10 protein-coding genes and 4 pseudogenes are annotated in these 14,111 nt (G+C 59.5%); 7 read left to right on the forward strand and 7 right to left on the reverse strand.

Annotated features, from left to right (window positions below; translation table 11 throughout):
* Positions 1–758 precede the first annotated feature (758 nt).
* From AC0L2Z_RS33600 to AC0L2Z_RS33625, 6 genes are all read left to right on the forward strand, one after another.
* Entirely contained in the window at positions 759–2,423 is a 1,665-nt protein-coding gene (locus tag AC0L2Z_RS33600; RefSeq protein WP_473630430.1) for an ABC transporter substrate-binding protein, read from the forward strand.
* Positions 2,424–2,450: 27 nt separating this feature from the next.
* Complete coding sequence (locus AC0L2Z_RS33605) at positions 2,451–3,428, forward strand: ABC transporter permease (protein ID WP_473630431.1); 978 nt, start codon at positions 2,451–2,453, stop codon at positions 3,426–3,428.
* Positions 3,425–4,357, forward strand: a complete 933-nt coding sequence (locus AC0L2Z_RS33610; protein ID WP_473630432.1) for an ABC transporter permease — start codon at positions 3,425–3,427, stop codon at positions 4,355–4,357. Before AC0L2Z_RS33605 ends, AC0L2Z_RS33610 begins: the two co-directional genes overlap by 4 nt.
* Positions 4,354–5,361: an ABC transporter ATP-binding protein gene (locus AC0L2Z_RS33615; protein WP_473630433.1), complete on the forward strand. Its 1,008-nt coding sequence runs from the start codon at positions 4,354–4,356 to the stop codon at positions 5,359–5,361. The genes AC0L2Z_RS33610 and AC0L2Z_RS33615 overlap by 4 nt, the downstream gene beginning before the upstream one ends.
* Positions 5,354–6,355 (forward strand): ABC transporter ATP-binding protein, encoded by a 1,002-nt coding sequence (locus tag AC0L2Z_RS33620; RefSeq protein ID WP_473630434.1) that lies wholly within the window; start codon positions 5,354–5,356, stop codon positions 6,353–6,355. Before AC0L2Z_RS33615 ends, AC0L2Z_RS33620 begins: the two co-directional genes overlap by 8 nt.
* Before the next feature lie 158 nt (positions 6,356–6,513).
* Entirely contained in the window at positions 6,514–7,503 is a 990-nt protein-coding gene (locus tag AC0L2Z_RS33625; protein ID WP_473630435.1) for an alpha/beta fold hydrolase, read from the forward strand.
* Positions 7,504–7,727: 224 nt separating this feature from the next.
* Here AC0L2Z_RS33625 and AC0L2Z_RS33630 read toward each other — a convergent pair whose 3' ends face one another.
* Positions 7,728–8,063: a hypothetical protein gene (locus AC0L2Z_RS33630; RefSeq protein WP_473630436.1), complete on the reverse strand. Its 336-nt coding sequence runs from the start codon at positions 8,061–8,063 to the stop codon at positions 7,728–7,730.
* Between the two features lie 293 nt (positions 8,064–8,356).
* Between AC0L2Z_RS33630 and AC0L2Z_RS33635 the strand changes: the two are divergent.
* Positions 8,357–8,549 (forward strand): annotated as a pseudogene (locus tag AC0L2Z_RS33635) (IS3 family transposase); the annotation flags it as partial.
* A gap of 41 nt (positions 8,550–8,590) precedes the next feature.
* Here the strand turns inward: AC0L2Z_RS33635 and purD are convergent.
* The 6 genes and pseudogenes from purD to AC0L2Z_RS33665 form a co-directional block, all read right to left on the reverse strand.
* The gene (purD, locus tag AC0L2Z_RS33640) at positions 8,591–10,000 is read right to left on the reverse strand and encodes a phosphoribosylamine--glycine ligase (RefSeq protein ID WP_473630437.1); all 1,410 of its coding nucleotides are present in this window, start codon (positions 9,998–10,000) and stop codon (positions 8,591–8,593) included.
* Positions 10,001–11,049: 1,049 nt separating this feature from the next.
* Positions 11,050–11,601, reverse strand: coding sequence for a transcriptional regulator domain-containing protein (locus AC0L2Z_RS33645; protein WP_473630438.1), 552 nt, complete (start codon positions 11,599–11,601; stop codon positions 11,050–11,052).
* Positions 11,546–12,016: pseudogene (locus AC0L2Z_RS33650) on the reverse strand (acyl-homoserine-lactone synthase). Before AC0L2Z_RS33650 ends, AC0L2Z_RS33645 begins: the two are co-directional and overlap by 56 nt.
* Before the next feature lie 155 nt (positions 12,017–12,171).
* Positions 12,172–12,649, reverse strand: a pseudogene (locus tag AC0L2Z_RS33655) (helix-turn-helix transcriptional regulator).
* 8 nt (positions 12,650–12,657) lie between these two features.
* A complete protein-coding gene (locus AC0L2Z_RS33660) occupies positions 12,658–12,783 on the reverse strand; it encodes a hypothetical protein (protein WP_473630439.1) in 126 nt (41 codons plus the stop codon).
* A gap of 316 nt (positions 12,784–13,099) precedes the next feature.
* Positions 13,100–14,033: pseudogene (locus tag AC0L2Z_RS33665) on the reverse strand (MFS transporter); the annotation flags it as partial.
* Positions 14,034–14,111 lie beyond the last annotated feature (78 nt).

Here is a 14,111-nt window from a genome sequence, read left to right on the forward strand (position 1 = left end):
GTTGAGATTTGGACCTGATCTGCAGATCCCATACCGGCCAGCGGCTCTGGAAATGCCGCACATGAAGGCCTGACAGACGACCGCACTCGATCACACGTCAAAAAGGGCGGCCAGAAGCCTCTTGCATTAAGGGCGGCAACCACAGAAGGCTCCACAACTAGAGCCACGTACAAACGAACTTCCATGAAACAGGATGCTGCTGCAAGCAGAGTCGATCTGGCGAAGTCTCGACGCCGTCGAGGCCATCACCCGTAACGGCCGGCAGGATGCCGCCATCTAGCGATGGCCATCGTCGGCCACCCGTCAGTTTGCGACCCACTACTCCATGGCGGAGCTCTGGGGGGACGCGCCGTTGCGTAGCGCACTGGGCTTGCGGGCGAGCACCGGTGCGTAGTTTCGCAGATCGTGTCTCCGGCCCGTGACCCGCGACCGCGCGGGCGACAGATTCCGCTGGCTAATATCGTCGCCTTTTATGCTCGGACCCGGAGAAAACGCCGATTTCCTGCGTCCATAGGGGGTAATTCGCGCAAAGCGGCCCAATCGGTGCTGCTACCTTCACGAAGCGGGTACTGAGCGGATGAAGGATTAGCTATCCGAATGGAAAGTCCGAAGAGTATCGGGCGCGATCTTCAATACTCGCATTCAAGGTCAACAGCCGCGTCGTAGTTCATGTGGAATATAGACATGGACGTCGTCTCACAATGGTTTTGGGGGGACTAGCGGCGGAATAAAAACGAGATCTGGGAGGATTTTGCACAATGGATAAGTGGCAACTTAGCCGCCGCACGGCTTTGAAAGCGATGCTGGTGGGCTCATCTGCGCCGTGGACTATGAACTCAAAGGCTTTTGCCTCGTCGTGCGACGACTACATCGTGCGTATCGGCGGAATTGTCGCCCCAGATACGTTGAGCCCGTTCGCCTCCTGGAGCAACTGGTGGCCGCTAGTCTTCAGCTATGACATGCTGGTCTGCGTGGACGCCCAGCGGCACGACGATCGAAAGGGCTTTGCCAAATCGTGGTCCGTCGCCGACGACAACATCACTTGGACCTTCAAGACCTGGCCCGGCATGAAGTGGTCGGATGGCCAGCCAGCCACGGCTAGGGACGCCGCGTTCACCTATAACTACTTGCGACAGTCCATCGGCACGCCCAACGAACTGAACGCCGGGTGGAACAGCACTGACGGCTTGCAAAACGTCGAGTCTATCACGGCCCTCGACGACGAGACCTTGCAAATCGTGACGAAGCTCCCCACTCGATGGCCGGTCGATAACGCCGTAATGATTGTGCCTCAACATATCTGGAAGAACATCACCGGCGCGGATGCGCGCGGCACGTTCCGCAATGATGCGCCGCTGGTGGGCACCGGACCTATGATCGTTGCCGAGTTTCAGCAGGGTCAGTTTGCCCGCTTCACGCCGAATCCGTACTTCCGCACTGGGCAGCCGGCGACGGCAGGGATGGTCTTCCATTTCTTCAATGTGGCCGATCCCATCGCCCAGGGTCTGAAGACCGGCAATCTCGACTATGGCGTCAGCCTCACGCCTTCCCAGTGGGCCGATCTGTCGAAGGATTCTGCCATCGAGGTCGGTCAATCCCGTATTGAGCAGCGGGACTACTTGGCCTTCAACACCGCCTCGGGCGACGGTGCAGGTAGCACCAAGGCGCTTCAGGATCCGGCGTTTCGCGATGCGATCGGCTACGCGATCGACCAGAAGGAGATTGTGGAGCGGGCCTACCGCGGTCATGCCGACCCTGGCGTGGGGTTGGTGATGCCGGTCGCGGCCGACTACTACTCGGACCTGGGCGATATCAGGCGGCACTTCGATCTCGCCGAGGCTGCCCGCCGCCTCGATGCGGCCGGCTATCGCGACAGGAATGGAGACGGCGTCCGGGAGGACAAGGAGGGAAACAGCTTTCAGCTCGAGCTGATTACCGGAACGTTCTCGGGCGTCCTCGAGATACCGATCGCGGTCGTGCAGCTTATCGCTGGCTGGCTCGGAAAAATCGGCATACCTGTATCGGTGACTCAGCTCGACTCCGGCACGCTTGACGCCCGCACGGCTGCGCCAGCCAATGGCGGTGGAGGCTGGGACCTGCTCGTTACTTCAGGCTGGAGCGGTGCCAGCGCTCCTTACCTGCTCATCTTGGGCAAAAGTGCTGCACCCAACAACAAGTCATACTGGAGCAACGAGAAGTTCGATCACCTTACGTCTGAGGTCGAGGTCACCGTCGACCTCGAGAAGAGCCAGGAGTTGGTAGACCAGGCGGCGCGCCTCGCTTACACCGAGGCGCCCTACATCATCCTATCTTACCCCTTCGTGCTCGAGGCGCGTCGCAAGGATTGCTTCAAGGGATGGGGGACCGAGGATATGATGTCGATGTGGGGCTATTTTCCATTCGATCGCCTGAAGCGGGCCTAAAATGGTCCCGATAGAAAGCGAGAGCAGATGAGCCGGCGCATCGGGCGGATTCTCCTCAGGGCGGTCGTGACATTTCTGATGGTGGCAATCCTGAACTTCATCTTGTTCAGAATCGTTCCGGGCGACCCCGCCAGGTTGCTGCTGGCGGGGGCGCGCAGCAGCGTGACCGTTGAGCAGATTGAGGCGCAGCGCCAGCGCTGGGCCCTCGATCGGCCCCTAATCCCCGACCAGGTTCTCAACTACCTGTCGACAACACTCCAGGGCGACCTGGGCTATAGCTTCAAATTCAGGGGCAGGCGCGTCACCGACCTGCTTTTGGAGCGGCTGCCTGCGACCATTGTCCTGGTCGGTGTGGCCCAGCTCATCGCGATCCTTTCTGGCGTTATGCTCGGCGTCTACGCGGGCTGGCGCCGGCCAGGATCTGTCGACAATATCGCCACCACTACTTCTCTTCTGCTTTATTCGACGCCGCCGTTTTGGGTCGCCATGCTGTTGGTGTTGATCTTTAGCTCGACATTGGGCTGGCTTCCGGGCTACGGTGCCTATTCGCCGAGTGCCGGGAACACCGGTTCTATTGACTGGCTGGTCGACCGCGTCCGCCATCTCGTGCTTCCTATTTCCGCGGTGGCATTGGGACTGATCGGGCAATATGTGCTGGTCGCCCGCGCCGCAATGAGCGACGTGGTGACCGAGGATTATATGGTGACCGCCCGGGCCAAGGGACTGACCGGCGGCCAGATGCTGATGCGTCATGCTTTCCGCAATGCGATGCTACCGGTCGTGACCTTGGTGACGCTCAATCTCGGCTACGTGGTGGCGGGTGCGATCACCGTCGAATCTGTGTTCGCCTGGCCAGGGATTGGTGGTCTGACAGTTGATGCGCTCAACGCGCGGGACTACCCGACCCTTCAGGGCATATTCCTGTTGCTCGGCGCGTCGATCGTTGTCGCGAACCTCGTCGCCGATCTTGCCTACGGCATTCTTGATCCCCGAGTCCGCAAATGAGCAAAAATATTGTTGCATCTCGCTCGCGTGTCCGAGCGCGAGCTATCAAGGCCTTTCTTGCCCGATTTCTTGGCCATGGCGGCGCTCAGCTCGGCCTGGCGTGTATGGTATTCTTTCTTGTTCTGGCTGCGGTGCCGGAAACTCTCGTGGGACCGTTGGAGACTGCAGCCACCGCAACCGGCGATTTCCTCGCACCGCCCCAAAGGCAGCATCTGCTGGGGACAGACGAAGTCGGGCGGGACGTGCTCAATCTGGTCGTCCACGGCACTCGAATCTCGCTTACCATCGCTTTGCTAGCGACTGTGATCGCCCTCATCGTCGGGACAACGGTCGGCGTGACGTCGGGTTACTATGGTGGGAAAATCGACGTTTGGCTGATGCGCTTGACGGATTTCTTTTTCGTCCTTCCGTCCTTCGTGCTGGCTCTTGTGATCACGCCCGTTGTTTTGGAGGTAATTGGACGTGGCAGAAATATTTTTGGCTTCCGTCCTTCTCTTTTCGTGATCATTCTGGTCATCGGTTTCACGAGCTGGGCTTTTGTTGCACGCATCGTTCGAAGCCAGACGCTCTCGCTGCGAGAACGTCAATTCGTTGAGCGCGCCAGGGTTGTGGGCACTAGCGATCTTAACATCATGGTACGCCATCTCCTGCCGAACCTCGTGCCGCAGGTCGCAGCCAACGGTGCCTTGGTTGTTACGGGCGCGATCTATACCGAGACTGCTCTCTCGTTTCTGGGGCTCGGCGATCCTTTGCAGCCATCGTGGGGCACTCTGCTTTCGCTTGCCCAGCGCGCCGGCGCGGCCAGCTCAGGAGCTTGGTGGTACCTCGGCGCGCCGGGCGTGTGCGTGCTCACAGTTTCGCTTGGCTTCGTCCTGATTGGCAATTCGCTCGACGACACCTTTAATCCGCGCCGGAGAGTGATCCCATGACAGAATTCGCGGGGAGCACGGGTGCGCTCCTGGAAGTCGAGGGGCTCTCCGTGGATTATCGGCTGAAGAACGTTTCGTCGCGAGCGATCGATGACGTCGGCTTCGCGCTCCGACCCGGAGAGGCCGTTGGGCTCGTCGGAGAATCGGGCAGCGGGAAGACCACGACTGCAATGGCGATCGCGGGTCTGCTATCACCCAACGCGCGGGTCAGCAGCGGCGAGGTGCGTTATCGCGATGACCGACTGCCGATCGACGATGATGCGGCGATGCGGCCACATCGCTGGAGCGAAACGTCGGTAGTATTCCAGGGCGCGATGAATGCGCTTAATCCTATTCACCGCATCATCAAGCAGATCGCCGAGCCGTGTATGCTGAAGCTCGGCATGTCGCGTGGCGAGGCGACCGCGCGGGCAAGAGAGCTGCTCGAGCTCGTCGGCATTCCGGCGGATCGCGGCGCTGCGTATCCCCACGAACTGTCGGGCGGTATGCGTCAAAGGGTGATGATTGCCATGGCGCTCGCATGTCGCCCCTCAATCATCATCGGTGACGAGCCCACCACCGCGCTCGACGTCATCACACAAGCTCAGATCCTGAAGCTGCTAGGGGAGCTGCGCTCGCAGCTTAACCTTGCGCTGATTTTGATCACCCACGACCTGTCAGTGGTGGCTGAGTCGTGTGATCGCGTGATGATCATGTACGCCGGCCGTATCGTCGAGGACGGCACTGTCGCGGAGATTTTCGCCAAGCCTAAGCACCCTTACACTAGACTGCTGATCGACTCTATCCCGAACCCGGCGAACGGCACAAAGATGATCCGGCCAATACCCGGTGATCCCCCCAACTTGATTAATCGACCTCCGGGGTGCGCTTTCCACCTGCGTTGCCCTTCGGCTATGGGGGGGTGCGCCACCGAAGTCCCCAGCCTCAATAAGTTCGGGCGGGGACGCGTCGCCTGTCACCTTCACCGGTCCTCGCAAGAAGACAAGGTCGCAGCTCATGCCTGATACCGCCGACTTCCTGCGTCTCGAGAGCCTGCAAGTTCATTTTCTTATCCAGGGCGGACTGTTCGACCGTGTCCTTGGCCGACCTGCCGGCGCCGTACGCGCGGTGGACGGGATCGACCTCAACATCGGACGAGGTGAGATCGTCGCCCTGGTCGGAGAGTCGGGAAGCGGCAAGACGACTGTAGGCCGTGTCATCACCAAGCTTGCCCAGCCGACAGGCGGCAGGTTGTTGTTTGAGGGCCGCGACATGACCTCGGAGCGAGGCACCTCGGCCCTGCGTCCTTACCGGCATCGCGTGCAGATGATCTTCCAGGACGCTTATCAGGCGCTCAACCCGCGACACACCGTTTTCGACATTGTGGCGGAGCCGCTGCGTTCGCTACGGCTGGTAGACAATGGCAAACAGCTTGCAGACCGGGTGAGCGAGGCGCTCGCGGCCGCCGGACTCAATCCTCCCGGTGATTACTTCGGCCGCTTCCCACACGAACTATCTGGCGGGCAGCGCCAGCGGGTCGTGATTGCCGGAGCGCTTGCCGTCAGGCCGGAGTTCATCGTTGCTGATGAACCTGTCTCGATGCTCGATGTCTCGATACGGGCACAGATCCTCCAGGTGCTGGTTGAGCTCCGCCAGCAGCAGAACATGGCCCTCCTCTTCATCACCCACGATTTGCCGGTTGCCTGGCTGATAGCCGACCGGATTGCGGTATTGTATCTCGGCCGTGTGGTTGAGATCGGCAGTGCCGACGAGATCACATTCAATCCGAAGCATCCCTATACCGTCGCGCTGCGCAACGCGACGCCGCAGATCGGGGCTAAGGCAGATCGCGGCGACGTTCCGGCCCTGCAAGGCGAGGTCCCCAGTGCTGCCCGCATACCAACCGGTTGCCGCTTCCATCCGCGTTGCCCGCTAGCCGTCGATCACTGTCGGCAGTTAGAACCACCAGCCGTCGAAGTCGGGCCAAAGCATATTGCCTCCTGCTGGATGCCAATGTGAGGGATGGCAGAGCGGGTGCCAACAAGGAATACTTGGGCAGTTGGATTATCTGGACGCTAGATTCGGCAAACGCGGAATGTTCTGATTGCTTGACCATTTGGAAAGGCTGTCTCGACGTCCTTTGAATTATTCTCTGCACTACAGAAGGCAAAACTATCATGAAACAACACTATCATGCCGCCGTATTCTCCGCCGCGGATTCATCCGCGGGGTCACTCTCTGGAGGAGCGACGGAGAAACCATCTGCCGGTGACACATGCCTGACACCGCGTGTCTTCAAGGTCCAAATGTCGGGAGGCAGGGCGATCCGCGCCTATGAGGTGGGTCCGCCCGATGTTCCGCTCGTCGTTGGGATCCATGGGACGCCCAGCACCGGGCTCGGCCATATCGTGAATTATGTAGCTAGTGGCGCAATCTTCTGTCGCCTTGTCACCTTCGATCGGCAAGGCTATGGGGGGTCGACGCCACAGCCTGGGCGTAAGGTAAGCGATATTGCCCCAGTAGTTGAGGCTATCCTCGATCACCTATCAGTCGACGTCGCAGCGGTGTTCGGCAATTCTGGTGGTGGGCCGCACGCCCTTGCCGCGGCAGCACTGCTGCCCAACCGGGTTTCGCGGGCGGCATCTCTCGCTGGGAGCGGCCCGAGCTTCGGTCCAGGGTTCGACTGCGCGGACGGGCAGGTCTCTCTCATGCGTGAGGAGATCATGGAGGCACGGAAAGGCCCCGAGGCCTCTCGCCAATTCTACAGGCGTGTCGTAGCCAAAATGGACGACCCAGAATTTGATAAAGAGTTGTACTCATGGAATGACCTTCGCATCCAGCGGTTGCTCTCTCCGTTGAGGGAAAATCTCGCACAACAGCTCGCCTTATCTGACTCTCCCTATTCAGAAGAAGATGCTTACGTCGACGACGCCCAATCATTTGCTTCCTCGTGGGGCTTCGAGCCCGGATCGATTAAGGTACCCGTGCGGTTCTTTCATGGCCTTGCTGATCTCATGGTGCCGCCCCGTCACTCCGAGTGGCTGCGGACTCAGATCCCGAATGCAAGCTTGGAGCTGTTTCCTCACGTCGGGCATACTTTCAGCCAACTCATGCCCCACGTATTTGCGTGGCTAGTCGGGAACGAAACAAAAGATCAACGTCCGTAAGCTGGCGGTGCTTGGCTTGGCCGGTGGACCCAGTGGTCTTAGAAGGTGGCGAGTCGGCGACAAAGTAGCGCTCGACGTGGTCGAAGAGCCCGAGGATGAGTGCTCGCTCATGGCTGGCGACCGGCCACACGACATGCGAAAGGATTCCCCTCCTTGGCTTGGCAGGTAGGAGGTCTGAAGCGCCTCCTTTAAGCGGCCGGCACGACGGCCAGGGGTATGCCTGTTCACCAACGCTCAGAATAGAGTCGATCTGCTTCTTCATGCCGGCCTTTGGTCTCCTTGCGGACGTCGAGCACCAGTTCGACAGCGACCGGCATCATCTGCTCGGCAATGAGTCCGCCGATGGCGTCATCGACGGAGGCGCCGGCGATCGACTGGCACAAGGCTTCGCCGCGATAGGTAGGGCACGATCGCAGATGCACCTGGCTTCCGGCCGCGCGCGTCGGGCAGCGCAGCGAACCCGGAAATGCTGCCCCATTGCCCACACACCGATCGTCCTTGCAACAGCGCCGTGCCTTCGCGTGGAGGACGCTCGTGCCGTCATTCGTGCCCGCGATCATCGTCCGTCCGCCCCAAGCAACCCGAAACGGGAACATTGCCGCAAGCAATCTGCCGCCCGCCAGGCAAGCCGCGGATCGGCCGCGTGGGGCATCGCCCTCAGGACCAATGCGCCTGAAGTCACGTCGATGATCGGTTCCGGGTTTGAGCGCTGCGGGCGTAGAGGTAGCCCGCATTATCTGAGCGGAATAGCGGTTGCTTTTTCCCTCACGAGGCTGGGAGTCGATGGTTGCGCACGATTGGCGGTCGTGGCTGATTTGCTGATTTTGTCGAGCGTGACGTTGTCCCTGCGATCATAGTCGACGACTGCGCGCGGGAATGCCTGGCTCTGGTGGCCGAGACGTCGCTCTCGGGCGTACGGGTTGCGCGCGAGCTGGATCGGCTCACAATGATCGTCAGCGACAATGGCAGCGAGTTCACCTCGAACGCCATCCTGGCAGGCCGACCATGTCCGTGTCGAATGGCACTACATCGCGCTTGGCAAGCCGACGATGTGGGTAATCGAAAGCCTGGCCGGATGTTACGAATCTCAGCCAGCCTTTTGGCGAGGCATTTGCAACATTCCGTGCCTGGGCCGCGTTCCCCGTGGCTGCCGGATCGCGTCAAGGTCGTAGATCACGCCAATGTCGGACCGGTAGGAAATTCCTTCGAAGTGTATCTTCTCGATATTGGCATACGCATGGTGGACGGCTTGCGCATAATTTTTGCCGATGCCCGTGACGTGCAGCACTCGATCGCCGGCCGTAACGAGACGATCCTCGGCATCGCGACGGACATTTGCGAAGAACAGGCGACAATTACGGCGGTCCAGCGCATCAACTCCAGAAATGGGGAAGCCGACCTCGAAATCTCCATATGGCCAGCCCGGGTAGCGGATCTCGCGGCCACCCTCCTTCAATTGCCTGGTTGCCCCTTGCACGGCTACTACATTGCAATAGCATTTATCGTCTGTCTCGAGGGACATAGAGCTAAGGGTCCCCTGAAGCACGCCTTCGCAAAGCCGGACGAAATTGGTCTGTATTTTGGGCAGGACAACCTCGGCCTCCGAGTCGCCAAAGCGAACATTGATCTCAAGGACTTTGATACCATCATTGCATAGCATGGCGCCGACAAAGATGAAGCCTGTATAGTTTAGGCCTTCTTCCAAGATTGCAACTCGTAGCGGCTCCAGGATCTCGGTGCGTATCTCACTGTAAAGCGCCCTGTCCGCGAGTGGGTGCGGGGAGAGTGAGCCCATGCCATGGCAATTAATGCCTTTGTTGCCGTCATCGGAGCGCTTATAGTCGAGGGCGGCCGGAAAGATCAGGAACTCCTTCCCGTCGAACAGAGCGAAGATTGATATCTCTAGCCCGTAGAGACGCTCCTCAACGATGACGCGGTCTCCAGCGCCCTCATGCGTCCGTTGGAGCATGATGTTGTCGACGGCTTGCAGCGCCGACGCCTGGTCATCGCAAACATAGACGCCATTGCCTTCGTACCGTCCGTCGGCCTTGACGACAACGTCATAGTCGAGCGTGCGAATATATTGCTTGGCAAGTTCGGGCTGGTCAAAGACCTCGAAGCGCGCCGTATTCACACCATACCTCTTAAAGAGCGCCTTCGTGAACGCCTTGCTCGCCTCAAGTCGAGTTGCACCACCGTCTGGACCGATTGTCGGGATCCCGCTGGCCTTCAAGAAGTCTACATAACCGGTGGAGAGCGCGTCGAAGTGGGAGACAAAGACGAAGTCTATCGCACGGGCTTGGCAAAATCGCACCGCCGATGCCGGATCCATCAGCGAAATCTCTGGCACCGTGCAGATACGCTCGTCCACAACAGACGAATTCCCCGGCCCGTAGAATACCTGCACGGACGGGTCCGTCCGCTGGAAGAGGTCGGCCAGAGCGTGCCCCCTCCCCGCCGAATCGATGAGCAGCACATTGCGGCTGGGTTTCGTCATGACTCTCTCCGCTGTTATCCGATGACAAGGCCCTCTATGACAAGGCCCTCTTACGTCGATAGTGATGCCTCCCATTGACTTTTCAGCGAGGGCATCAGTACTCCTGCGCCATCACTATCAGCTCGTGAAACACATACGGAACTACCCAACTGGATTGTTGACTTTGTGATTCCGCCACATTTGCGAAGTTCGATGCAGAGCACGATGTAAGCTGGCCGCTGAAATCTTCATCGCATAATTGTCTGCCGCAGGTCCCACCTAATGCTCGTGCTGTCACTGGACGAGGTCTTCGAAGTTTCGAGCATGGTATCGAGCTCGGCCAATGCTCCCCTGAGCGGGCATTTCAACTACCATTGAGCATGACTAAGCGAGTAGAGGCGTGAGCCGCTGAACTCTGCGGGCTCATGCAGTCTAAGAATCTGCGTATCCTAGCAATTCCTTTGCGAGCGCCTCGGCTTCGGCCTTCTTCCTACCTTCTCGAGGACCAATGTTAGGTGTCGATGACGCTCATATGCGGGAAGAGGTTGAAGGGTTGAAACACCACGCCGATCTCAGCCGCCTGAGCAGATGGTGCTCGATGGCCCAACAAGTTCGTCGCCACGCTCTATTCGGTAGAAGCTGCTCACCGTGAACTACCATGTGACCGCCGTTGTCGAAAAGAGTGTCATCAAGCACAGTGAGCGGGAAATGGCCCGGATGGTCGATGATTCTGCCGCGCCAATCCAGCCGACGTGAAAGCCCCTCTCGAAGCGCGGAATAGCGGGACGAACGGAGAGCCATGGCTGGCGCGGCCGCAGGACTTGATCTACTCACCTTTGCCTATCTGTCCTTACCATCACAACCTTTCGGCAAACCCAGGCTGATCTCGAATATCCATCTCGCCGCAGTGTCTGCGAAACCGGTAAGTCGATCCCGTCATCGTGCATGCACGTTGTGGCAGATGCCGTTTCGGTGAGGATCGGATATGCGTGGCGTTGCGACGTCCCAGATTCAGCAGAGGCTGTTCGACGAAGCGGCCGAGTTCGGCATCTTCTGATTGACCATCCCGATTATCGATCGTCGGGGCTGTGTAGCATTATGACCTTGCCGCTGATGAACCCAGAGTTTCTGCGCATTGCCGAGCGGTACTGATGAGCCGCGAAAACGTCTCCCATTGCGATACTTCGTCGGGATCGAGCCGGGCGATGTTCTCGATCAGCGAGGCTTCGAGCGCATCGAGAGTTGTCCGATGTCCGATGTTCCAGCCATTCGGCGGGCTCCAGTGCATGGGTCAAATCATGTCGGAATGCCGGACTGTGTCGCAAGAACTCCCAGGCCCAGTCTTTCCGGGCCAGATGAGCGGTGTAGTCGTACGAGGTCTTATCCCACCAATCCGGCCAATGGGCGGCAGTGCCTTCTGCCATGCTCATGACGCAGGCCCGCCTGGAGCACGGAGGCAACGACCAGACATCACGCGGCCCTGCAGGCCACCGGCGCCCAAAGAACCGGCCATGCCCGTTTTGTCGAACGGCACCCAGCCTCTCGGGGAGACGTCGAGATATCCGGCTACGGCGCGGGTGGTGCCGATTGTGTGGGGTTCGCCGATAGCCGCAAGCGGCCATCCGGCGCGGCGAAGGATGCCCCTATGCGCAGATCGGTGACGGTGACAATTCGGCTGAGACAGCGCGACAGGCCAAACTCGATCATGCCGGCGAAGAGCTCGTAAGTGCCGACAGCAATTCCGCCAGCTCCTTTCGGAGCGGATGGCGGAAGATCAAGGGCGAAACGGCTGCTTTCCCAGACGCTCGGTTCCTCCGGCGCCGTCTTCCCCTCCAACAGCACCGGAGAAGTGTCGCGAAGCATGGTCGGCCCGTTCGACGGTAGCATGTCGGACGCAACCATCGACACGACCGTCGGAACCTCGCAAGATCAGATAATGCGCTTCAACGCGTCAAAGGAATTGATCTCGTACCCTCCATTCGTCCGCACGTCCCAGTCGAGCCGCTCCTTGAAAACGCGGTAGCGCAGACGGTGCATTGCGTGCAGTCGTCGGCGAAGTCACCGTACCAATCGGGTGCAATAAGCTGCATCATGAGGGCCTCCGGGCAGAAATAACCCTGCCATTGGAGGCGAATGCGCCAGCCGAAACAGCCTGTGCACATACACAGGGGACCAAAGACGAATTCAGTTTCTCAGAGAATGGAGAATCGTGAGGAGGCCAGCAGCGCTACGGCCTGATTTCTGGTACGCACGCCGAGCTTCTTCTTGGCATTGTCCAGGTGGAAGGCGGCGGTGCGCGGCCTGATGCCCAAGATGCAGGCGATTTCCCAGGCGGACTTGCCGCGGGCCGCCCACTGCAGCCACTCATATTCACGGGGCGTCAGCGAAACGCCGTCAACCATTTCCCCACCGAAACGGGCATCCGCCACAACGTGCACGAATAATGACTGGATCGACTTTCTGATACCGATTTTGCAGATAGTGCGCGGTCCAGCGAGCCGGATAGTTCGAGATCAGCTTGGGCTTGCCTGAACGTTGCGGCGGCAAGGACAAATAGGCAAAGGTGATCAGCTCCAGTCCTGCGGCCGCACCAGCCATGGCTTCGCGAAAATCCGCCTCATCGACGCTTTCCGACAACTGTTCCAGGAAAGTCTCAAAGACAAGTTGCATGTCCTTCGTTATGCCTTGAACTCAATGATCGATTTCTCTGCTATGCGCCGCCCGGACGTGTAGTCGCGACGATCAGCTGCATAAGCGCAGCCAATCAGCTGCTTGCGCGGCGAACGGTCGGCACCGATGGCCAAGGCTGCCTTCCGGATCAGGATCCGGACGGCCGCTGCTTGTGTATTCGGCGAATGCCGGCAGCTGACCTGCGCCAGTTGCGATCCGACTGGGACTGCCTGCGATGGAACGAATCTCATTTTCTTCATTGGGCACGCGTACCCGCGACGTATGTAGGTCGTGCAATGGTCAGTGGCGGGGGGAAATAAGATGTCGACTGCTCAAGGTTGCGAGCGGGCCCTGTCGGTCGCTCGATCCAAAGCGTGATTTGAGATCCTAGCTCCCCTTCGTGCAAGTGCAATATCCTTTCGTCCAGTTCCTTGTCCGCTGTCGTGAGACGAAGATCGAGATGGTGCGCCCCACGACCCAGCGCAGGCTCGCTAGCTGCACACTCACGCCAAGCCCGGACCAAGCGGTGACCCAACTCGCGCCACCCAAGGCGAGTGCAATTGCCGCCACTGCAAGCGAAGAGCTCAGCGCAAGGGAGAGGGAGCACGCCGCGCAGGCGGCGCAGGAGAGCGTCATCAGTCGTTCTTGAGACAAGCTCCGTCTGAACAGGCTGTTGGAGATGCCGCCGAAGAAGGCGCCTGTCCCGAAGCCGGCCATCAGCGTGCCATAGGCGAGCGGTCCTCCTCCCAACTGGTCACGGACAACCAAGGGCAGCAGCGCGAGAATGGCGATGCTTGCCAGTCCAAAGAGAGCTCCGCGCGCGATCGCAGCCTTAATTTCCGAAGACATCGCCGTGAAGCGCACCCCGTCATAGATCGCCGTCCTCATCGGCTCGCGCGGGAGAGGCGAAGAGCGAACTTTCCATTTGCAGCGCCATATGGTGACCAAGGGGACCAGAAATGTGAGTGTGGTCAGGGCAAAGGCCGTCAGAAGCCCAAACGCGGCAACCACGATGCCGCCGAGCGCTGGGCCCACGGTCCGGACAGTGTTGAAGCCGACGGAGAGGAGGGTAACGGCAGCGGGAATATCGCGTCGGTCCACGATATCGCCAACCGCGGCTTGCCAGGCGGGATCGTTGAGAGCACCGCCGCATGCAATTAAAAGCTGAAGCCGAGAATCATCCACGGGTCGGCAAAGCCCGGCCCCACAAACGCGGTCAGCATTGCAGTGCTATCGCCATAATGCACCGGCCGGCGAACATGACCCTGCGACGACTGAAATTATCGGCGAAGGCCCCTGCGAAGACAGATAAGATGAACGCGGGCAGCGTCGATGAAGCCGGTACCGGCGCAACCATCAGTTCGGAAGTCGAGATCGTTGCCATCAGCTAGGGTCAGGACTCATTGATCCAGAAGATGAATGTGGCGGCGAAAGCGATAGCGGACAGGAAGGTGTGAGCGCA

The organism is Mesorhizobium sp. WSM4850, assembly GCF_055811735.1.

Excerpts from the sequence above, each read along its gene's own strand:
- AC0L2Z_RS33630 (WP_473630436.1), bottom strand. The coding sequence starts at position 8,063 with ATGATCGCGGGCACGAATGACGGCACGAGCGTCCTCCACGCGAAGGCA.
- AC0L2Z_RS33605 (WP_473630431.1), top strand. The coding sequence starts at position 2,451 with ATGAGCCGGCGCATCGGGCGGATTCTCCTCAGGGCGGTCGTGACATTT.
- AC0L2Z_RS33625 (WP_473630435.1), top strand. The coding sequence starts at position 6,514 with ATGAAACAACACTATCATGCCGCCGTATTCTCCGCCGCGGATTCATCC.
- AC0L2Z_RS33615 (WP_473630433.1), top strand. The coding sequence starts at position 4,354 with ATGACAGAATTCGCGGGGAGCACGGGTGCGCTCCTGGAAGTCGAGGGG.
- AC0L2Z_RS33610 (WP_473630432.1), top strand. The coding sequence starts at position 3,425 with ATGAGCAAAAATATTGTTGCATCTCGCTCGCGTGTCCGAGCGCGAGCT.
- purD (WP_473630437.1), bottom strand. The coding sequence starts at position 10,000 with ATGACGAAACCCAGCCGCAATGTGCTGCTCATCGATTCGGCGGGGAGG.
- AC0L2Z_RS33645 (WP_473630438.1), bottom strand. The coding sequence starts at position 11,601 with ATGGCCGCTTGCGGCTATCGGCGAACCCCACACAATCGGCACCACCCG.
- AC0L2Z_RS33600 (WP_473630430.1), top strand. The coding sequence starts at position 759 with ATGGATAAGTGGCAACTTAGCCGCCGCACGGCTTTGAAAGCGATGCTG.
- AC0L2Z_RS33620 (WP_473630434.1), top strand. The coding sequence starts at position 5,354 with ATGCCTGATACCGCCGACTTCCTGCGTCTCGAGAGCCTGCAAGTTCAT.